19 protein-coding genes are annotated in these 20,958 nt (G+C 33.0%); 4 read left to right on the forward strand and 15 right to left on the reverse strand.

All coding sequences use genetic code 11. From position 1 onward, the window contains the following. Positions 1-195: 195 nt before the first annotated feature. The 9 genes from KA894_RS06525 to KA894_RS06565 all read right to left on the reverse strand — a co-directional run bounded on the left by KA894_RS06525 (position 196) and on the right by KA894_RS06565 (position 8,659). The gene (locus tag KA894_RS06525; RefSeq protein WP_103372862.1) at positions 196-1,083 is read right to left on the reverse strand and encodes an ABC transporter substrate-binding protein; all 888 of its coding nucleotides are present in this window, start codon (positions 1,081-1,083) and stop codon (positions 196-198) included. 76 nt (positions 1,084-1,159) lie between these two features. Next, positions 1,160-1,795, reverse strand: a complete 636-nt coding sequence (locus KA894_RS06530; RefSeq protein ID WP_107644095.1) for an endonuclease III domain-containing protein — start codon at positions 1,793-1,795, stop codon at positions 1,160-1,162. Positions 1,796-1,955: 160 nt separating this feature from the next. Continuing rightward, positions 1,956-3,623, reverse strand: a complete 1,668-nt coding sequence (argS, locus tag KA894_RS06535) for an arginine--tRNA ligase (RefSeq protein ID WP_103372860.1) — start codon at positions 3,621-3,623, stop codon at positions 1,956-1,958. Beyond that, entirely contained in the window at positions 3,624-4,037 is a 414-nt protein-coding gene (locus KA894_RS06540; RefSeq protein WP_103372859.1) for a YwiB family protein, read from the reverse strand. It abuts the gene before it with no gap. A gap of 304 nt (positions 4,038-4,341) precedes the next feature. Further along, positions 4,342-4,854, reverse strand: coding sequence for a YwhD family protein (locus KA894_RS06545; RefSeq protein ID WP_107644097.1), 513 nt, complete (start codon positions 4,852-4,854; stop codon positions 4,342-4,344). Between the two features lie 156 nt (positions 4,855-5,010). Beyond that, positions 5,011-6,327, reverse strand: a complete 1,317-nt coding sequence (locus KA894_RS06550) for an HD domain-containing protein (RefSeq protein WP_182478055.1) — start codon at positions 6,325-6,327, stop codon at positions 5,011-5,013. A gap of 17 nt (positions 6,328-6,344) precedes the next feature. Continuing rightward, the gene (locus tag KA894_RS06555) at positions 6,345-6,824 is read right to left on the reverse strand and encodes a GNAT family N-acetyltransferase (protein ID WP_103372857.1); all 480 of its coding nucleotides are present in this window, start codon (positions 6,822-6,824) and stop codon (positions 6,345-6,347) included. 132 nt (positions 6,825-6,956) lie between these two features. Then, positions 6,957-7,502 carry a flavodoxin family protein gene (locus tag KA894_RS06560; protein ID WP_115342380.1) on the reverse strand — a complete coding sequence of 182 codons (546 nt, stop codon included), beginning with the start codon at positions 7,500-7,502 and terminating at the stop codon, positions 6,957-6,959. 221 nt (positions 7,503-7,723) lie between these two features. Beyond that, a complete protein-coding gene (locus KA894_RS06565; protein ID WP_096810830.1) occupies positions 7,724-8,659 on the reverse strand; it encodes an aldo/keto reductase in 936 nt (311 codons plus the stop codon). Between the two features lie 853 nt (positions 8,660-9,512). Here KA894_RS06565 and KA894_RS06570 point away from each other — a divergent pair. From KA894_RS06570 to KA894_RS06580, 3 genes are read left to right on the forward strand one after another with little or no spacing between them, the layout of a single operon-like run. Next, on the forward strand, positions 9,513-11,108 hold the full coding sequence (locus tag KA894_RS06570; protein ID WP_103372856.1) for a xylulokinase: 1,596 nt from the start codon (positions 9,513-9,515) through the stop codon (positions 11,106-11,108). A gap of 51 nt (positions 11,109-11,159) precedes the next feature. Further along, entirely contained in the window at positions 11,160-12,407 is a 1,248-nt protein-coding gene (locus KA894_RS06575) for an MFS transporter (protein ID WP_318270843.1), read from the forward strand. Positions 12,408-12,426: 19 nt separating this feature from the next. After that, positions 12,427-13,209 carry a glucose 1-dehydrogenase gene (locus tag KA894_RS06580; protein WP_103372855.1) on the forward strand — a complete coding sequence of 261 codons (783 nt, stop codon included), beginning with the start codon at positions 12,427-12,429 and terminating at the stop codon, positions 13,207-13,209. A gap of 180 nt (positions 13,210-13,389) precedes the next feature. Here KA894_RS06580 and KA894_RS06585 read toward each other — a convergent pair whose 3' ends face one another. The 5 genes from KA894_RS06585 to KA894_RS06605 form a co-directional block, all read right to left on the reverse strand. Continuing rightward, positions 13,390-13,728 carry a YuzB family protein gene (locus KA894_RS06585; RefSeq protein WP_096810833.1) on the reverse strand — a complete coding sequence of 113 codons (339 nt, stop codon included), beginning with the start codon at positions 13,726-13,728 and terminating at the stop codon, positions 13,390-13,392. A gap of 276 nt (positions 13,729-14,004) precedes the next feature. Beyond that, positions 14,005-14,973, reverse strand: a complete 969-nt coding sequence (locus KA894_RS06590) for a sugar phosphate isomerase/epimerase family protein (RefSeq protein WP_119488003.1) — start codon at positions 14,971-14,973, stop codon at positions 14,005-14,007. A gap of 13 nt (positions 14,974-14,986) precedes the next feature. Continuing rightward, on the reverse strand, positions 14,987-16,033 hold the full coding sequence (locus KA894_RS06595) for a Gfo/Idh/MocA family protein (RefSeq protein WP_096810835.1): 1,047 nt from the start codon (positions 16,031-16,033) through the stop codon (positions 14,987-14,989). A gap of 15 nt (positions 16,034-16,048) precedes the next feature. Continuing rightward, positions 16,049-16,762 (reverse strand): ThuA domain-containing protein, encoded by a 714-nt coding sequence (locus tag KA894_RS06600; protein WP_096810836.1) that lies wholly within the window; start codon positions 16,760-16,762, stop codon positions 16,049-16,051. 12 nt (positions 16,763-16,774) lie between these two features. Next, positions 16,775-17,857 (reverse strand): Gfo/Idh/MocA family protein, encoded by a 1,083-nt coding sequence (locus tag KA894_RS06605; RefSeq protein ID WP_096810837.1) that lies wholly within the window; start codon positions 17,855-17,857, stop codon positions 16,775-16,777. Positions 17,858-18,019: 162 nt separating this feature from the next. On the opposite strand from KA894_RS06605, the gene KA894_RS06610 reads away from it, so the two are divergent. Then, entirely contained in the window at positions 18,020-18,769 is a 750-nt protein-coding gene (locus KA894_RS06610; protein WP_096810838.1) for a MurR/RpiR family transcriptional regulator, read from the forward strand. Between the two features lie 60 nt (positions 18,770-18,829). Here the strand turns inward: KA894_RS06610 and KA894_RS06615 are convergent, their stop codons facing one another. Continuing rightward, positions 18,830-20,434 (reverse strand): alpha-glucoside-specific PTS transporter subunit IIBC, encoded by a 1,605-nt coding sequence (locus KA894_RS06615; RefSeq protein ID WP_210133840.1) that lies wholly within the window; start codon positions 20,432-20,434, stop codon positions 18,830-18,832. Positions 20,435-20,958 lie beyond the last annotated feature (524 nt).

Consider the following 20,958-nt stretch of genomic DNA (forward strand, 5'->3'; position numbering starts at 1 on the left):
ATTTTTACATATAAAGTAAATAACCTATGTCAACTAACAATAGAACTAAATATAATATCTATAATCATGTTTTATGGTTTCTTTTGATAAAGGTATTTCGGTTAAAAAACACCCCTAAAATGAAGTATTTAAACATCATTTTCAGGGGTATATATCGTATTTTTAATTATTTTTTAGTTGCTGATTGCTTACATTTTATTTGCCATATATAGCTTCTTTTAAAGCTTCCAAACCATTGTCTATACGCGGGCCTGGCCTTGAAATTTCATCTCCATTGACAGATTTCATCTTGTTGTTTTGTACGGCATTAATTTGGTTAAATCCGCCACGTTTATCGATTATCTGTTGGTATTCAGAAGTTGAAACACCCATCGTCGATATCATTATATCAGGATTTTGTTTAATAATGTCTTCTTTACTAACCTTTTGCCACCCATCTAAATTAGAAAAACTATTTTCTGTCTTTAATTGGGTTAACATATCATCAAAGAACGTATTTTTTCCTGCAGTATATATTTCTGGTTCAGAGGAAATTTCCATAAATACTTTTTGTCCTTTAGCATCTTCCGGTACTGATTTTTTCACTTGATCGATATTATCTTTCGTTTCTTTTACAAGTGCATTAGCTTCTTTTTCTTTATTTGTCACTTTACCAATTTGTTTAAAAGTAGCATACATTTCATCAATAGATTGTGCATCTTTCACATAAATTACTTTTACGCCACTATCTTTTAAGCTTTTCAATACTTTATCGTTAGTGGCCTTTTGAGATTCATGGGCCAATATTAAATCTGGTTTAGCTTTCATCAGTGATTCTTTGTTAAGTTTCATCGCATCAAATTGTTGTTTATCTTTAACTGTCTTGGGATAATCGTCAACAGTTGAAACGCCTATGATATCATCACCTAAACCAAGTTCATACAATATTTCTGTATTGCTAGGCATAAGAGAAATAATGCGTTTATATGATGATTGGTTATCAGATTCTGTATCATTTTTAGGTTGCTCTGACTTAGTGCCACAAGCAGTTAATACAACAACAAAAATGAGTAAAAGATACACTAATTTATTCCATGTTTTCATGACTTTAACTCCTATCCTTTATTTGCTTTTATCTTATCAAAAATTCATCTACTTAACGACATCATTTTTATGAAATTTATATTTTAAAATACTTATCTAAAAATGTATATTTCTTTTCATTTTTACTACTAAAGTAATTTTTTCCGAAGTTATCTAATAAAGCATGAAATTCATTGGCATCCTTATTTGTAAAAAATGTAGGCAGTTGGATATGTTGCTTTAACTTTTCATAACTCTCTGTATGCTTGTAGCCTAACTTAGCATAAATCCTTCTAGTATAGCTATCTGGTATAAATGCCACTTCTTCGAAAACATACACTAACAAGACATCAGCAGTTTCACTCCCAATCCCTTTTATTTTTAATAAGGCGTTACGTAATTGAGATTCGTAATATAATTGTATTGCTTGGAAATCAAACTCAAATCTTTTTAACCAATTGAGCACAGTTAATATAGTCATGGCTTTATTTTTATAGAAACCGCTAGATTTTATTATTGTTTGTAGCTGTTCTAACTCCAAAGTTAATATACATTCTGGGTCAAAGGCTGTCTCTTTCTTTAAATTTTGAAGCGCATACGCCGCATTTCTCCAGTTTGTATTTTGCACTAAAATGGCCCCTAATATCACTTCCATTTTAGATTCGGCAGGCCACCAATTTTGCGCACCCATATTTGAATATAACGTGCGATACAACGACTGCGTGTCTAACATATATAACCCCCCTATCCATTAGTTTTAAAATATTATATGTGCAAGACAATAAAAAAAAGTAAGCAAGGTTTAGTCTTAGAAATGATGATATCCCATCAAACTGTTAGACAAACCTCATACTTACTTTTCGAAATCCGATTATAATTATAAACAGATTTATTTACATTGATTCTGGGGCAGTGACACCAACAAGGTTCAATGCATTGTGTAGTGTAATTCTCACTGCATCAATTAATGCAATCAATGCTTTTGTTTTTTCTACATCATCTGTTAACACTTTTTCATCGTTATAAAATTTATGGAAATGTGCTGCTAAATCCTGAATATAGTTTGTAATTCTATGTGGCGCTCTATGTGTTGCTGCACTTTCTATAGAAGTTTCAAAGTCCGCTAATTTTTTCAATAGTTCTATTGCTTTGTCATTTGTAATAAGTGCATAATCTGCACTAGTTGAAGGTTCAATACCTCTTTCTTTAGCTTGCTTTAAAATAGAACAGATACGCGCATGCGCATACTGTGCATAATATACTGGGTTATCTTGTGATTCTTGTTTTGCTAACTCCATATCAAAATCAAAATGCGTATCTGGACTGCGCATTGTTAAGAAGTAACGCGCTGCATCTACGCCTACTTCATCCATGATTTCACGTAAAGTAATGGCATTGCCTGTACGTTTGCTCATTTTTACTTCTTGGCCATCTTGCATTAAGCGCACCATTTGCATAATTTGAATTTCAAGACGTTCGCTATCTACGCCAAATGTTTCCATTGACGCCTTCAAACGTTGTATATAGCCATGATGATCTGCACCAAATAAGTTAATTAAGATATCATTGCCACGTTCAATTTTATCATAATGGTAAGCAATGTCTGGTAAAAAATATGTGTAGTTACCATCTTTTTTAATCAATACACGATCTTTATCATCAGAAAAATCTGTTGTACGTAGCCATGTTGCACCATCTTCTTTATACGTATAACCAAGTTCCGTCATTTTATCTAACACTTTTTGAATTTCACCTGACTCGTAAAGCGTCGTTTCGCTAAACCAGCTGTCATAATGCGTATTGAAATCGGCTAAGTCTTTTCTTAATTTTTCCATTTCATAATCAACGCCTAATTGTCTAAACGTTTTTATACGTTCTTCTTCTTCTAAGTCTTTTAATTCTGGTTGTTTTTCTGCTAAATCTTTACCAATATTGATAATATCTTTACCATAGTAGCCGCCTTCTGGCATCTCGAAAGAATCGTCGCCAAGCGCTTCAAAGTAACGTGCTTCAATAGAACGTGCTAAGTTTGTAATTTGGTTACCAGCATCATTTATATAATATTCTCTTGTTACATTGTATCCTGCTGCTTCTAAAATATTAGCTAATGTATCACCAACGGCTGCGTTACGTGCATGGCCTATATGTAAATCACCTGTAGGATTAGCAGATACATATTCTAATAAAATACTTTCCCCATTTTTTATCTCTTTTTGACCGAAATGGTCTCCTTGATTGATTGCTTCAGTAATAATAGCTGTTAAATAAGCATTATCTAAATAAAAATTAATAAAACCTGGGCCCGCAATATCTACCTTTTCAACTTGCGCAGCCGTCGTATCTAAATGGTCTACAATCGCTTGAGCAATTTCACGTGGATTGCGTTTCGCAATTTTTGTTAAAACCATTGCAATATTTGTAGAATAATCACCATTTTTATTATCTTTTGGTATTTCAATTTTTATTTCAGGAATTTCATTCACTTCAGCAAGTTGCGCTTTTTGAATACTTTTTTGAATTTCTTCAACCAACGTTTGCTTGACTTGTTCAACTATGTTCATTTACGGCATCTCCTTGTAAGTAATTTCATATTGATAAGACCCCATCTTCTCTTCATCTTGAATTAAATCATAATGCACTTTCAGTTTACCACCGTTATCATTTACAAAATGTAAAATAGAATGCGTATGAACCGTGAGTGGGATACGGCCACCACTAATTTCATACAAAGTCATTGTATCTTCACCTTCTACAAAGTGAAGATTTAATTTAATGTCGCCATTTCGGATAATTTTTACGCCTGAGTTTTCAATTTTAACCGTTACATTAACTGTAGCGCCATCTATCTCTTCCTGATAACGTATAAAATCAGCTTTACGTTTTTGCCAAGACCCTTTAGTAGATAATGAGAATTTTTCTTTGTTATCGAATTGTTTAACAACTTGTTTCGTTTGGATTTCAACATTGTTTTCCAATGTACGTTTCACCCTAATCTTTAAAATAATACACATCATTATAGCATACTTGAAATAAGCAATACAGTTGCTAAAATCATTTTAAATATATAATTTTTATTTCTAAAACTTAATCCGTCAAACGGCCTTATAAATTAAACAATTTCATCATAATAAAAGAGCAGACACACAAAATCAAAATTCCAATCTGACTTCGCATCTCTGCTCTTATTAAAGTGAGCTATCCTCAAAAAGTAAACGATAAAGATACTTTGACATCCGTACTCACCATGTCTAATACATCTGTTCAAAAATCATTTTAATCTTATTTAGACTCTAATGCTTCACGTAGTGCATCATCTGAGTTATTCCACATATCTAAATCATGTGATTTGAGAAACGCTTTTAATATTTGTTTATTGTTATCGCCAATATGGTCAATGTCAATTAAATGTTTCATAGATTTATCCATCATATTAACATGCTCTGGCATACTCTTATACCCTCTACGGATACTTCTATTAACTAATAAATAACATGCTGTAAGGCCTGCATAGTATGGTCCGTTTTCTCCACGTTCAGTAGTTACCCAACATAACCAATATGGTTTAGCTTCCTCGCCTTCAACTTTTTCTTTATCTTTGATCCATTTAACGCCTTTTTCTACGCTTGAACGTGCATGCATACCAGCAATATCGATAAATGCTTCTTCATTTTCAACATCAATAAAAACAGGCGCAACATTATCCAAGCTAATAGACCCAATATTGGTACCTTTATGTCCATCTAACGGGTCATTTTTTATAATATTAAATTTAAATCCTTTATTCTCAGCCATCCGTGTACACCTCCTATATTAAAATCAGCAGATACACCATATCTTAAAAGCTGCCCAGCTATACTGACTATACTAAAATTTTGCCACATTCATCAATGAGTGAAAAGTAATCAATTTATAATCCTATCTCAATACGTTAAAAATATCATCCTAAAATTAATTCAATTCATCTAATATGCTATTAATTGCATTTCTGACCTGATCATCTTCAATATCAGATATAAATTCTTTTGGATAATATAATTTATAATCTTGCCTATTAATCCCCGTTATACTATGAATAACCAACGACTGGCTACTGATTTCTCTTATTTTGCCATTACGTCTTAATAAATGAATTGGTTGTCTATCTGATCCTGGACGATCATAATCATATGGCAAGTCCGAAAATGATTCGCTTACAAAATAATAAGTCGGGTCTATACCAGCTTGTATAAACAAATCAGTTAATTCCGTAATTGTAATAATAGAACCATCGAACGGCATATATTTAAATAAGTCACGATTAATAAATCTACGTGATAAATCACTTAATATTTCATCATCTTCATTAATCCATGCTTTTAAATAATATACAACTACCGCTTCATCTAAATCTACATATTGTTCAATAGTCACAGATTCCTCAAAGAATGGAACAAAATCAGTAGGGTATTTCTTAAACGTGTACCCTTCATTATATAGTTGTTTAGCGCGTTTCAAACAATTATTGAGTAATACTTCTCCACCCCGACTAACTGGATGGAAGTAGATTTGCCAATACATTTGATAACGACTCATAATGAAGTTTTCTACTGCATGCATACCACTTTCTTTAATAAGCACTTCATCTTTTGAAGGTCGCATTAATCTCAATATACGTTCCATATCAAATTGACCATACGTAACACCTGTGAAGTACGCATCACGTTGCAGATAATCCATTCTATCAGCATCTATTTGTGACGAAATCATAGAAATAACCAATTTATTTTCGTGCGTCTTGTTGATGACATCAGCTACTTGCTGAGGGAAATCTTCAGAAACACGTCTTAATACACTATTCACTTCCGTTGGTCCAGTAATAATTTTCTGTGTAAAACGTTCATGGTCTGTGTTAAAAATTTTTTCAAAACTATGTGAAAAAGGTCCGTGCCCCAAATCATGTAATAGCGCAGCACATAATGCAAGTGGTCGGTCATTGTTATCCCAAGCTTCGCGACCGTTAAATGAATCATCAATTAATCTACGAACAATTTCATATACACCTAAAGAATGTCCAAATCTACTATGTTCAGCGGTATGAAATGATAAATACAACGTACCCAATTGCTTTATACGTCTTAAACGTTGAAATTCTTTCGTTTTAATTAAATCCCAAATTACTTGGTCTCTTACATGTATATATCTATGAATGGGGTCTTTGAATACTTTTTCTTCAGGTAATTTTTGTGTAGCATATGTTGTCAATGTCAATGTCGTCCTCCTGTTCATACCATATTGATGGACAATTATCTTAAAGTTTTACGCATCAGTGCCAAATCCATTTCTTCCCCATACATAACGTGCACATAGGAGCGCACTCTTTCAAATCCTTTTTGCTCATAAAATGACACTGCTTCGTCGTTCTTATTATCTACTTCTAAGAACACTTCGTTGTATTCATCTTTGAAATACGCTAAGCCTTCTTTTAATAAATCAGAGCCATAGCCATGATGCTGCCATGAAGGCCTTACATAATGTGCTGATAAAAATAATTCAGTACCATATATAAAATTGGCAAAACCAATAATACACTGATCTTCTTCGATAACTAAAAATAATTGTTCTTCTAATCTTTTAAGTAAATGTTGTTCATTATATGAAGCAGCTAGCAACTCATTTACCGTTTTAGCTGCATAAATATTTAAGTACGTATTATACCAAGCTTTTGTTGCTACATCTCGGATGCCTACAACATCATCTGGCGTTGCTTTTCTAACTTTATGCATGTTGATTTCCCCCTATTTATGGTAGGTAATAATATCTATATTATAACATAATTTTAGTATTCAAAATACTTTATCTATTCAAATGAAAATAGCTTGGACAATATATAACAATTGACCAAACTATCTGTAAAATTATTCATTTCTGCTTAATGTTTCTTGCCATTCTTGAGCACGGTTCAAAGCATACGAATCTTTTTTAATATCTCCAGGTTTCTCTGCAGTGCCAATAATATAACCAGATAACGTACCACCTAAAAATTCTAAACTATATTTCATTTGGGTGATACATGGTTTAGCTTTAACTTTAGGAAAATCACCGCCAACGATAATAAGTCTAAAATCTTTCTCAGACATTTTCGTTTTAAAGTCTCTGTAATCAGGGTCCATCAATGTTTCAGACCAATGATCAATGAAAGCTTTTAACGACGCTGACAAACTATACCAGTATACAGGCGAAGCAAATATGACTGTATCACTGGCTAATACTTTATCTATGATTTTTTTATAATCATCTTCGTATACGGTTATGACGCTTCCATCATGTCTTACATCTCTAACTGGGTTTAAGCGATATTGCGTTAAATCAAACCATTCGTAATCGTGGCCCTTTAAGGCCATTTTAGTCAATTGAGCAGTGTTCCCCTCTGGGCGACTACCCCCGAATAAAACTGTAATCATAACAATCTCCTTTTAATACTTTTCATATATTCTATTAAAACCTTAAAATTAAAATGTTTTAATAATTTTACATATTTTTTCATAAATATAATTTCTCTTAGTAAAATTAAATTATAGCATTAAATGATTTGTAAGAAAATTCTAAATTCTGTATATTACAAAATTAATTCAAAAATCTATAAAATATAGATGTGCATAACATAAAGCACATCTACATTTCATTATTTTCTAGGAAATAATTGGTTTATTTTTTCTATTTCTTCTTTAGTTAGTTTAACGTCTAACGTAGTTAAGTTATCTACGACTTGGTGGGGTTGCTTAGCCCCGGGGATCACTACATCCAATGATGGTTGCGTTAAATAGAACGCAAGCACCACGTGGGCTACATCAACTCTATGATTGTCTGCAATATCTCTCAGCTCATCTATTTTCTCTAAATTTTCCTTGAACCTATCACCTTGAAATTCAGGATTTTCAGCACGCAGATCATCAAATTTTGTATTTTCAGTATACTTCCCAGCTAAAAGACCAGATACTAAAGGGAAATAAGGAATAAATGTAATTTGGTTTTCTTTTGTGTAGTCAAATACGGCTTCATTTTCGCGATTCAGCAAATTGTATTCCATTTGTACAACATCTACGTGCCCGTCTTTATTTGCTTCTTTAATTTGTTCTAAACTAAAATTCGAAACACCAATCGCTTTGATTTTCCCTTCATCTTTTAATGATTTCAACGCTGCAACCGCTTGATCTTTAGGTGTCGTTTCATCTGGAAAATGAATATAATACAAATCAATATAATCTACCTTTAGTCGTTTTAAACTTTGCTCTACTTGGTTTCGCAGAAAGTCAGGATCATTCGACATTTTAACATTGCCTTCTTCATCAAAGTAATGTGCACCTTTTGTGGCAATTGCAAATTCATCTCTTGCAAATTCCTTAACTGCTTCTCCAACAAGTTCTTCTGAACGTTCTGGTCCATAAATATAGGCCGTATCTAAAAGTGTAATACCGTTTCTAACAGCTGTACGTACTGTTTCTTTACCCTTTTCTTCGTCTAAATTATTATATAAATTATGTCCGCCTACCGCATTTGTACCTAAAGCAATCGGTGACACCATAACATTTGATTTGCCTAACTGTACTTTTTTTGTCAAATCTGTTCAGCTCCTTTTGTACTATAAATAAAACTTAATTGATTTATCATTCATTTAAAAATAGGCTTGTTCGTGATAACCATCAAACTCAAATATTTAAATGAGGTTTAATCATTTCTAGATTTCATAATATTCATTTACCCTATTTAGCCCACTTTAATAATATTCTTTTGCATAAAATTCAACTCATTTTATAATTCAAATAAGCAAACGATATATACATCAATATTTCATGTCACGTGCGCCGTACTTTGAGTATAAAAAATCGAAATTCGCTATATGCATATATTTCTAGCACTCAATTTCAAACCAATATAACGTAACGAAAGATGACATAAAATAGATACATACCTTACGCTCATCTAAAATGTAGCAATTTCTATATTAAAATTGTAATGAATTGCTTAAAAAGCGACCAGAAACTCATTTCAAATAGATAACTAGCCTTTTTCACTGTCTATGTATAACCTACACAATGGCAGGAAAGAGGCTATATTTCATACAATAAATCCTTTCTCTCACCAAACTTTTAGTGATCGGAAAAACTTTTAGATTACACCGATTACTTGATCTAAAATCATTCCACACTTATCGCTATAAAACCTTTTTATAATTGCATCCCCAGCCATTTACTAGCTTAATCATCATGACAGTCACGATAATATTTATCTCTATCACCTTTCACATCAATATAAAATATTAAAAAAATAAATCTATATTAAACTTTTAATAAATAAATATAATTTAGCAAATGTACTAATTTAGTAATTTGATTTAATTGACTTTTATCTCTTTTTAAATTAATATTCATTTTTGTTAGCGGTTACATAATTTGATGAAAAGGAGCAAGAAAATGGAAAGTGATGATATCAAGCACTTGGTTGATTCAGGTCAACTGTCTGTAGGAATCGAACTAGGCTCTACGCGTATTAAGACAATTGCTATAGCACCTAATTGTGAAACAATTGCAACAGGTGCTTTCGAATGGGAGAACAAGTACGAAAATGGCTATTGGACTTACTCAATTAATGATGTGTGGGTAGGTATCCAAAAAAGTTATGCTGAAATGTCAGAAGCCATCCAAAATCATTGTCATACTCAAATTAAGTCAATAGCATCTTTAGGAATTAGCGGTATGATGCATGGTTATTTAACATTCGATGAAAATGATGACTTGTTGGTGCCCTTTAGAACTTGGCGAAACAATAATGCTAACAAAGCTGCTCAAATCTTACGCGAAGATTTTAAAGTTAATATCCCTGAGCGCTGGAGTATAGCACAACTTTACCAATCAGCGATAGATGGAGAAGCACATGTCAAAAAAGTAAACTATATGACTACCCTATCTGGATATGTTCATTGGTATTTAACTGGTGAAAAAGTGTTAGGCATTGGAGATGCCTCCGGTATGTTCCCTATCGACAGTGAGCATAAGTGTTTCCGTCAAGATTTGTTAGAACGTTTTAATTCATTATTTCAAAAATCAGGTTACTCACAAGATATTAACGAAATATTACCTAATGTCGTTGTAGCTGGTGAAATCGCCGGTTATTTAACTGAGACAGGTGCAAAACTGTTAGATCCAAATGGTGAATTGGAACCAGGGTGTCCCTTGTGTGCACCAGAATCAGATGCTGCTACAGGTATGGTAGCAACGAATAGCGTAGCACCAAAAACAGGAAACGTGTCAGCTGGAACTAGTATTTTTTCAATGATTGTACTAGAAAAGCCAATCGTTCATGTTTATCCTGAAGTCGATATTGTAACGACCCCTGATGGCTACGACGTTGCAATGATACATGCAAATAACTGTACTTCCGATATCAATGCTTGGATAAATTTATTTGAAGAAGTATTTCAACTCATGAACGTAAAATACGATAAAAATGAACTCTTTACCAAATTATTCGAAAGCGCTTTTAACGGAGATGAAACATTAGGTAAATTGTTATCTTATGGTTATGTTTCAGGTGAATTTATAACTGATGTAAAACAAGGTTATCCTATGTTTTTACGTCACGTTGATAGCGAATTTAATATAGCGAACTTTATGAAAACACATATTTTCAGTGCTTTTAGCACTTTAAAGATTGGTATTGATTTATTGAAAGAAAAAGAAAATATTCAAATCGATAGCATGCTGGGCCATGGGGGTATTTTTAAAACAGAAAAAATAGCACAGTCATTTTTAGCTGCAGCGCTGGAAACGCCTGTTAGTGTTATGACAACAGCAAGTGAAGGCGGCGCATGGGGTATCGCTATTTTATCTCGTTATTTACTAGAAACTCAGTATTCAAATTTGGCCAATTACTTAAACGTTAAAGCTTTTGACAATACTGAGCAAATCACATTAAACCCTAAGGAAGAAGATATCGAAAGTTTTAGGCATTATATTCAAAACTTTAAGTCGTTATTACCTCTCCAGCGACAAGTAAATGATTATATTTAAGCAATATCAGCAGTTTAGAAACAATATTTTTATAGAGTAGGAGAGATTATTGTGAACTCACTAAGTACAAATAGCTCTAAACAATTTTTAGGACTGCCTTTAACTTTAATTTGGGGCTATATCGCAGTTGCTGTTTTTATGACTGGCGATGGTATTGAACAAGCCTTTTTATCAAAATATATCGTTAGTATTGGATTTGAAGCACACCAAGCATCCGCTGTACTCACACTATATGGTCTGGTAGTTGCAATTGCATCCTGGCTTTCTGGTATTTTGGCAGAAATATTTAGTCCAAGGAAAGTAATGGCATTCGCATTTATTATTTGGATCATTTTTCATGTTGGTTTTTTAACTTTAGGGTTAGAACAACAAAGTTATCCAATGATGCTCATCATGTATGGTATCAGAGGCTTTGCTTATCCTATGTTTATTTATAGTTTCGTTGTGTGGATTACTTATTCTGCTCCGAAACATCGTTTAGCTTCAGCTATGGGGTGGTTCTGGGCAATGTACTCCGTTGGCATCGGATTTTTAGGAACATATTTGCCAAGTTTTACCATCCCATGGATCGGTTTTATGGGGACATTATGGTCATCAATTATATTCATTTTAATTGGTGGTTTAATGGCAATGTTTTTAGTTAAAGATAGAAAAGGCTCTGAGAAAGAATCAGATAAGTTAACTCCAAAAGAAATATTAATTGAATTTGCTAGAGGTGTAACGATTTTAAGAAATCCTCAAGTAGCCATTGCTTGTGTAGTTAGAATAATTAACCAATTGGCCTTGTTTGGACTCGTTGTCATTATGCCAATCGTGTTTACTGATACCGTCGGGTTTACTACTTCAGAATGGTTGAGAATTTGGGGATTGATGTATATTGTAACTATATTCACCAACCTATTTTGGGGTGTTATAGGAGATAAAATTGGTTGGGTACGACAAGTCCGCTGGTTTGGTTGTATAGGCATGGTGCTTTCTACATTGGCCTTTTACTACTTACCTATTTGGACCGGACCTAACATTTGGGTTGCTGGCGCTGTTGCAGTTATATTTGGGTTTGCTGTTGCTGCATTTGTACCCATGTCAGCAATTTTCCCTATACTAGAACCTAACCATAAAGGGGCTGCAGTTTCTATTCATAACTTATCAGCTGGTTTAAGTAACTTCGTAGGACCTGCAATTGCAACCATAACTGTTCCAATAGGTGGTCCTGTATTAACCATTTGGACTTATGCAATCATTTATTTTATAGGGTTTATTTTAACTTTCTTTATGAAAGTGAACCAACCAAATCATTAAAAAGGAAAGGTGTTTTAACATGACAAATATTTTAGAACAATTTAAATTAGACGAGAAAGTAGCAATCGTAACAGGAGGCGCTATGGGATTAGGTAAAGCCATGGCTACTGCATTAGCACAAGCTGGTTCTAATATTGTAATTGCCGATATTAACAAAGAAATAGCGGACGAAACAGCCAAAGAAATTAGTGATAACGAAAATGTAGAAGCAATCGCTATAAAAGTTGACGTGACAAACCCAGAAGATGTCAATCAAATGGTCGAAGCAGTAGTTAAACAATTTAAAAAAATAGATATTTTAGTTAACAACGCTGGAATGACAATTAATGCAAAAGCTGAAGAGATGTCATTCGAGGATTGGAATAAAGTCATCAATCTAAACCTAAACGGTATATTTTTAGTTGCACAATCAGTCGGTCGTGTAATGATTAAACAGGGCTACGGTTCCATCATTAACACATCTTCTATGTCAGGACTTATTGCTAACAAACCACAAGAACAATGTTCATATAATGCTTCTAAAGCCGGGGTAATCATGTTAACGAAAAGTTTGGCAATGGAATGGTCAAAATATAATATAAAAGTGAATACAATCGCACCAGGTTATATGAAAACGGAACTTACTAAACCTTTCTTTGACCAAGGTGGAGAAATGATTAAAGACTGGATGGGATTCACACCTATGGGCAGACCAGGCACACCAAATGAACTCGGTGGTATTGTTGTATATCTAGCTTCTGATGCTTCTTCATTTGCCCAAGGTAGTGTGTTTACAATTGATGGTGGCTATACAGCACTTTAAACTTTAATAATAAATAATGTTATATTTTCAAATAAAATAGAATTAAAAAACACTTTCGTACCAATCTCATATTACATGATGAAATTAACGGAAGTGTTTTTAATATTCATTCGTACAAACAATCATCAAAACGCAACACATAGATTAACCCTCTCTTGTATCTTCGATTTTTGATGTTTATCATTTACTTTTCTTCTTAGCTAATTTTTCTTTTAATTTGCGGTCTTGTTCTTCTTTTCGTCGTTTACGTTCTTCGTTACGTTTTCTTAAGCGTTCTTCTTCTTCTGGATCTCTTGGTTTTTGTAATTGTTTTTCAACTTTTTCCAAAAGTTCCTCTTCAGTTAAGGCTGCGAGTGGCCGATTATTAACAAATGCAAAAGTTTTACGTCGACCAGGCCCACAATAGGATTGACAACCGATTTCTATTTCAGCATCAGAATCTAATTTTGTAAGTTTTTTCTCTAAAGATTTACAATTAACACCCTGACAATCGTCACAAATCAAAAATTTATTTTGCAAAACCACCCTCACCTTTCTAAAATTTTATTATAAATTCAAAACCGCTTCATTTTATATAAAGTATGTATATAAACCATATAAAAACTAATTTATCCTCATTCATGTCTTACATTTATAACTCTAATTATTTTACTCTATTTATAAAAAAATTCAAGTTCCACATCATAAAATAATGTAAATAACTTTTTTGTCAAATAACTAAAAAACAGCGTAGAAACCTTTTGTTTCTACGCTGCATTTACATTAAAAATCCAGTTACTACATCATTGAAACCAGCTACGTCCACCATAAATCTGGGGCAGGATGTTCAATGTTGATTGATTTTAAATTATTAACAGCTTTGACAAATCCCTCTTCAATAGACATAATTGGATCTTCATGTTCTATACTAATTACATAGTCATACCCATTGATTCTTAATGCACTAACCATTTCTCCCCAAACATTAGGACTATGTCCATAACCAACAGTTCGGAATGTCCAAGCTCGAGTGTTAACGTTACTATAGGGTTGCATATCAGTTAATCCATACATATTTACATTTTCTTGATCAATGTATGTATCTTTTGCATGAAAATGATGTATTGCATTCTCTTTACCTAATATTTTAATCGCAGCTATTGGGTCAATACCTTGCCACCAAAGATGACTTGGATCAAGATTTGCGCCTATAAAATCATTTGTCACTTTTCTTAATTTTAATAATGTATAAGGCGTATGAACTAAAAATCCTGCATGTAATTCGATCGCAATCTTAACTCCCTGTTCCTTCGCAAATTCGCCAAGTTTTTTCCAGTAAGGTATAAGTTTTTCTTCCCATTGCCACTCCAAAATATTGGAATAAACAGTTGGCCATGGGGTTACTGGCCAATTAGGGAATTTTGCTGTTTCATCTGAACCAGCTACACCTGAAAAAGTATTAACTACTGGAACATTTAATAAAGCTGCTAGTTTAATGGTTTTAATTAACGTTTCATCTGATTTTGCAGCAGTTTCATTATTAGGTGATATAGGGTTATTATGACAACTAAAAGCACTTATACTTAACCCTCTTTTATGAATTGCATCGATATATGCCTTACGTTTTCTTTCATCTTCTAATAAATCATCTAAAGGGCAAAATTGGTTACCAGGGTTACCGCCTGTACCAATTTCAATCATATCTACACCGGCATCCACAATATAATCCAACATCTCTTCAAATGTTTTATCTTGAAATAATACAGAAAATACTCCGATTTTCATAAAAAATCACTCCTTAAACGTTTGATAATCTTATACTACGGCCTTCAACACTACTTTTATATATCGCATCGATTATTAAACTGGTACGCTGTGCTTCTTCCGGTTTCACTACTAAATCTGCTTCGCCCAAACAACTTTTCACAAAATTTGTCGCTTGTCTTTTTGCCGCTAATGTTTCATCGTGGTCCACTACCGCTTTTTCTGTAAAGCATGTCCCATATTTATGCTGATATAATTCAAAAGGATATAAACTGATACCACCATCAACACCTGAAATACTTAAATGTTTTGAGTCATCTTTGATATTGGCTGCCCAAGAACACTCAAATTGCATTGATGCATTATCTTTAAATATAATAAAGCATGAGACATGATCATCAACATCAAATGTTTCATGATTAAATGTTCCCCAGTCATTGATTTGATTGGGCGTTTTACTCAATCTATTGTAAGTTTTAGCTAAAATTTCCACCGGTTCATTATCTTCTAATAGCCATAAAGAAAGATCAAGTAAGTGGCACCCATAATCAATTAAGCTGCCTCCACCTTGCAACAATTTATTAGTAAAGACACCCCAACCAGGGACTTTTCTCCTACGCAATGCTTGTGTACGAATAACTAAAGGATCTCCTACTGCACCATTTAAAATAGCTTTTTTGGCAGTCATAGCAGCGTCTGTAAATCTATAATGGTAACCTATTGCTAATAATTTCCCAGAATGATTTGCAGCTTCCACCATCCTTTCGCATTCTAATTTATTCAAAGCCATCGGTTTTTCACAAAAGACGTGAACACCAGAATTTAATGCTGCTATACTAATTTCAGCGTGAAATTTATTGGGCGTGCATACTGCGATAGCATCAACTAATTCAAACATCTGTTGATAATCTTCCATTACAAATTCAATATTGTTATTTTCTGCAACATTTTTAGCCAAATCATAATTAATATCATGCACTGCCACTATGTCAGTAATTTCATTTAATTCTTGAAATGCTGGTATATGTCTATTTCTAGCAATACCTCCACAGCCCACAATTCCAATTTTTAATTTATTCAAATTGTCACCCCCAAATCATTTTTCTGATATATCCTCCAGTGGTTTAACATTGCCATAATCATGTGTTGGTGCATGGTTACGCTTCGCCCACTGAACACCATTTTTTATAACTCGTTGAATCTCTTTATTGTAATAAGTTGGATAACTTTCATGCCCTGGCCTAAAATAAAATATTTTTCCTTTCCCTCTTTTAAAGGTCACACCGCTTCTAAATACTTCTCCCCCTTCAAACCAACTTATAAAAATTGTTTCATCAGGCGTAGGAATATCAAAATGTTCTCCATACATTTCTTCTTTATCTAATTCAATATAACTATTCAGCCCTTCAGTGATTGGATGTGTAGGGTCTACTACCCATAACCTTTCTTTTTCATCTGCTTCTCTCCATTTAAGATTACACGTTGTTCCCATCAATGATTTGAAAATCTTAGAAAAATGTCCAGAATGTAAAACAATCAACCCCATACCTTCCAATACGTGTGATTTTATTTTTTCACAGATTTCGTCTTGGACTTCATCATGCGCTTTATGCCCCCACCAAATTAAAACATCTGTTTTATTTAAATTTTCGTCCGATAGGCCGTGATGTGCTTCGTCTAATGTTGCAGTTTCAACATGATGTTCTTCTAAAAATGATGCAATCGCCTTATGAATGCCTTCAGGGTAAACTTTTCTCACTTCTTCATTTTCTATTTCATGTCTATATTCATTCCAAATTAGGATATTCATAACATTGCCCCTTTAATTATTGCTTAAATATATTGCTTCTCCTGTTTTAGCTGATTGATAAATTGCTTCCAGAATTTGAGTAACGACAAACGCTTCCCTAGGTTTTACTACCGGGTCTGTATCGTAAAGGATACTGTTTATCCAAGAACGGGCCTCTTCTTCAGCTTCATCTACAGACTCGCTTTCAAAAAAATCCACACCTGGGTTATCATATTCAATTTTCGAGGTAAATAAAGTGCTTAAATCTTCTCCATGAATTCTCAATCCGTCTTTCATATCAGCGCCACCTTCCGTTCCTGATAGTGAACATTTGGCTTCATCCACTTCTAGGCTGTTAAGCGCCCAACTGGATTCTAAAATGATTGTTGCGCCATTTTTCATTTTTATAAATCCAAATGCAGAATCTTCAACTGTAAATGTTTCTGTATCCCAAGACCCCCAAGCATTTGCGGCATTTTCTTTTTTTCCTAATTTATGGAATGTAGAACCCATCACAGATTCTGGTTCATAGTTATCCATCATCCATAATGTTAAATCTAAGGCGTGTGTGCCTATATCAATAAGCGGGCCTCCGCCTTGCTTTTCTTCGTCTAAAAATACACCCCAAGTTGGCACGGCACGTCTTCGAATTGCATGTGCTTTACTAAAATAAACTTCTCCTAAATCCCCTCGTTGACAAATTTTATGCAAATGCTGGCTATCAGCTCTAAATCTATTTTGGTAACCTATTGTTAATTTTTTATTATTATCTTCTGCCGCTTTTATCATTTCTGCCGCTTCTTCAGAAGTTTTTGCCATCGGTTTCTCGCACATAACATGTTTGCCTGCGTTTAATGACGCCACAGTTATGTCTTTATGTGTATTATTAGGTGTACAAATATGTACTACGTCAATTTTGGGATCTTTCAACAATTCATGAAAATCTTCATAAACTTTTGAATTTTCCATTCCGTATTTACTAGCTGATGCTTTCGCTTTTTGAATATCTATATCACAGAAAGCTTTTATCGATACTTCCGGTATTTTTTCTAAACTGGGAAAATGTTTACCATTTGCAATGCCTCCACAACCTATTACGCCAATATTTAAATTCATAGAACCAGCTCCATTCTTTTATTTAAAAAACAAAATTATTATTTTTATTAACAAAATATAAAAACAACTATTAAATTTGACTTATTAATAATTTATATATTAACATTAAGCTATATTTTCAATATTCGGAAATTTTTCCAATGGACAGGTGGCATCGAAAATATGGTACTTGATGATTTAATTAATAAACACTTTAGTCATTTGACTGAAAATGACTTACATATTATTAGTATTATTCATAAAAATATAGATAAAATAACAACTATGAAAATCTATGACTTAAGTTTATTGACGCATACCTCCATATCGACAATTCATAGATTAGTCAAGAAACTCGGTTTCGAAGGTTACAGTAATTTTAAATTTTATATAAAAATGCAATCTAACCATGAACCTACTAAATTAGTAAATACAGACCCAATTATTGAAGACGTACAGCGAACCCTAGAACATCTCGAAATGTTTGATTATAATTTGCTCATTAAGTTAATTGAATCAGCCCCAATTATTTATATTTTTGGGACAGGAATGGCTCAACAAAATGTAGCTAGAGAAGCTCAGAGACATATGTTATCTATTTCAAAAAAAGTTATTGTTTTAAATGATGAAAATGAGTTCAAATTAGCTATAAATCAAATGGATGATGAAGATTTACTATTTATTATTTCTTTATCAGGCGAAACGAAAAAACTAAAAGAACCGATTCAGTTGATAAAATCGCGTGAACTTAAATTTGTTTCCTTGACTACGCTTCATGACAATTACATTGCTCAAAATGCAAACTTTAATATCTATGTTAATAGTTCACCTATACAATTTTTTAATCACATTGATTATTATAGTTTCATCCCTTATTACGTCGTATTTGATTTTATAGCTAGGGCCTACCACAATTACATGATTTCCAAATGATATGTTGGCGATGAATTATTTTCCAAATTCGATTTATAATTCATCGCTTTCTTTGTAGTTTTACTCATTTAATAATTGTTCTACAGATTCTCTGACTTGTGGGACAGAAAGCCCTACAATGACTTGCACATTTTTGCCACTTTTAACCAAACCATGTGCGCCCCCGACTGTTTTAAAGAAGTCATCTTCTTTTATTTCATTTGGGTTTGCGACAGTTACTCTTAATCTTGTAGCACAATTAGTAACATCAACGATGTTTTCTCTACCACCTAAACCTTCTATATAAATCGCAGCTTTATCATTGTATTCACTACCTTTTTTATTATTACTATCTTTCTTTTTATTAGATTGGTAATCTTTTTTTGTATATAATTTTGTATCTTTATTATCTTCCTTTTCTCGTCCAGGCATAGGTATATCCAATTTCAATATAATAAACCTAAATAAATAGTAGTAGATAAAAATAAATATGATACCGATTATAAATTGAGCTACATAAGTCCCCCAATGAGAACCAAATAGAGGAATCCAATTGGTAGCTGCTATTTCAATCAACCCGCCACCTAAGTTACCAACTAGCCCAAAAGCGTGCATAATTGTTACCATTGTTGCACCGAGAACAGCGTGTATTAAGAATAAAAACGGTGCTATAAAAATAAATGTAAATTCAAGCGGTTCAGTGATGCCCGCAAAAACGGCTGTTAACGTCGCAGCTAGTAATAAAGCACCAACTTCTTTCTTTTTATCAGCTTTAGCAGTTGAATATATCGCAAGCGCAATACCAATCGAACCAAACATTTTAATGTTACCTTGTAATAAAAATCCTCCCCCTGGGAAAATTTCTTTTAATGACTTATTGGTCTGTGAATATTCATTTAAATGGGAGATCCAAAACGATTTAATACCTCCATCAACAACTGCTGGTCCATATTCAAATGGTGTATATATAAAATGATGTAAACCTGTAGGTATTAAAATTCTCTCTAAAAAGTGGAATAACCACACCCCTACATAACTTGATGAAGCTAAAAATGTTTGCAATGAAGCTATCCACCCTTGAACGATTGGCCATCCCCAACTCGTCAACAACGCCATCGGAATCATACAGAAAAATGAAATCATAATCACGAAAGGAGAGCCTTGAAAAATACCTAATGATTCAGGTAATTTTTTATCATAATATCTATTATGTAACCATATTGCTATACCTGATATAATGAGCGCTCCAATAATATTAGTATCAAGTGTTTTTATACCTACTAACTCCGTTATACCAGTACCCTCTCCTATATTGCCTTTAAAATCAACACCAAAAGCAGGGCCCCAAGTAGTTAAAATACTATTAATAAAATAATTAAACATTAAGTACGTAACTACAGAAGACATAACGGCGTGACCAGCTGATTTTTTAGCCAATGAAATAGGTAAACCTATTACAAAAATAAGTTCTATATTTTGAAAAAGTGTCCAGCCACCATTTTCAATTAAAGTCCATATTTGATACCATAAACTATCAGGATTTGCTATCCCCCCCATAATAGCCTCATTTTTAAATAATGTAGCTATCCCAACAATGATACCGAAAAATGGAAAGAGAAGCACTGGTACAATCATAGCACCTCCAAATCTTCGAATTGCGTTTCCAAAATTTCCTCCGAATTTCATATAATCACCCTTTTTCAAAACGCTTATTGAAAGCGCTTTCTTAAATGAATGATATATCTTAAATCATGTTATTTCAATGCTATAGCAAGATTTAGATACGCTATATCTACAAAAGAAATCATTTCCATTTAAAGGTAAATTTTCCTGGAAATATAGCGCTATTTCTTTCATCATCGTAAAAAATCAAAAAAACAGCGCTTAAATCTTATAATTTAAGCACTGTCCCACGGTAAGCTACATTTTTTCTATTTCTTTAATGATTTGTTCTATTGATTTGATGGTCCATCATCTTTGTATAAGTAATATTTTCACTAAAATGTCAGGCTCTATGGATGACCAGCCATGATTAAGGCAATACTTATCTTTGACAAGTTCATAAGGAAAATTTAAATCTAATCGTTTCATCTATTTTAGGTGATAAGTGAATTCAGATATAGAAATCATTTCATATTGGTTTTTTATCAATTGCTTTATTCAACATTATAAATGTCATCGATATTCATTTTCATATCTCATAATATTTT

It is taken from the genome of Staphylococcus sp. GDY8P131P, from assembly GCF_017891975.1.
In the GTDB taxonomy this organism is placed as follows: Bacteria; Bacillota; Bacilli; order Staphylococcales; family Staphylococcaceae; genus Staphylococcus; species Staphylococcus nepalensis.

What these genes read in the sequence shown, in the direction of transcription:
- KA894_RS06525 (WP_103372862.1), bottom strand. Translation starts at nt 1,083, where the DNA reads ATGAAAACATGGAATAAATTAGTGTATCTTTTACTCATTTTTGTTGTT.
- KA894_RS06530 (WP_107644095.1), bottom strand. Translation starts at nt 1,795, where the DNA reads ATGTTAGACACGCAGTCGTTGTATCGCACGTTATATTCAAATATGGGT.
- argS (WP_103372860.1), bottom strand. Translation starts at nt 3,623, where the DNA reads ATGAACATAGTTGAACAAGTCAAGCAAACGTTGGTTGAAGAAATTCAA.
- KA894_RS06545 (WP_107644097.1), bottom strand. Translation starts at nt 4,854, where the DNA reads ATGGCTGAGAATAAAGGATTTAAATTTAATATTATAAAAAATGACCCG.
- KA894_RS06550 (WP_182478055.1), bottom strand. Translation starts at nt 6,327, where the DNA reads ATGAACAGGAGGACGACATTGACATTGACAACATATGCTACACAAAAA.
- KA894_RS06555 (WP_103372857.1), bottom strand. Translation starts at nt 6,824, where the DNA reads ATGCATAAAGTTAGAAAAGCAACGCCAGATGATGTTGTAGGCATCCGA.
- KA894_RS06560 (WP_115342380.1), bottom strand. Translation starts at nt 7,502, where the DNA reads ATGATTACAGTTTTATTCGGGGGTAGTCGCCCAGAGGGGAACACTGCT.
- KA894_RS06570 (WP_103372856.1), top strand. Translation starts at nt 9,513, where the DNA reads ATGGAAAGTGATGATATCAAGCACTTGGTTGATTCAGGTCAACTGTCT.
- KA894_RS06580 (WP_103372855.1), top strand. Translation starts at nt 12,427, where the DNA reads ATGACAAATATTTTAGAACAATTTAAATTAGACGAGAAAGTAGCAATC.
- KA894_RS06590 (WP_119488003.1), bottom strand. Translation starts at nt 14,973, where the DNA reads ATGAAAATCGGAGTATTTTCTGTATTATTTCAAGATAAAACATTTGAA.
- KA894_RS06600 (WP_096810836.1), bottom strand. Translation starts at nt 16,762, where the DNA reads ATGAATATCCTAATTTGGAATGAATATAGACATGAAATAGAAAATGAA.
- KA894_RS06605 (WP_096810837.1), bottom strand. Translation starts at nt 17,857, where the DNA reads ATGAATTTAAATATTGGCGTAATAGGTTGTGGAGGCATTGCAAATGGT.
- KA894_RS06610 (WP_096810838.1), top strand. Translation starts at nt 18,020, where the DNA reads ATGGTACTTGATGATTTAATTAATAAACACTTTAGTCATTTGACTGAA.
- KA894_RS06615 (WP_210133840.1), bottom strand. Translation starts at nt 20,434, where the DNA reads ATGAAATTCGGAGGAAATTTTGGAAACGCAATTCGAAGATTTGGAGGT.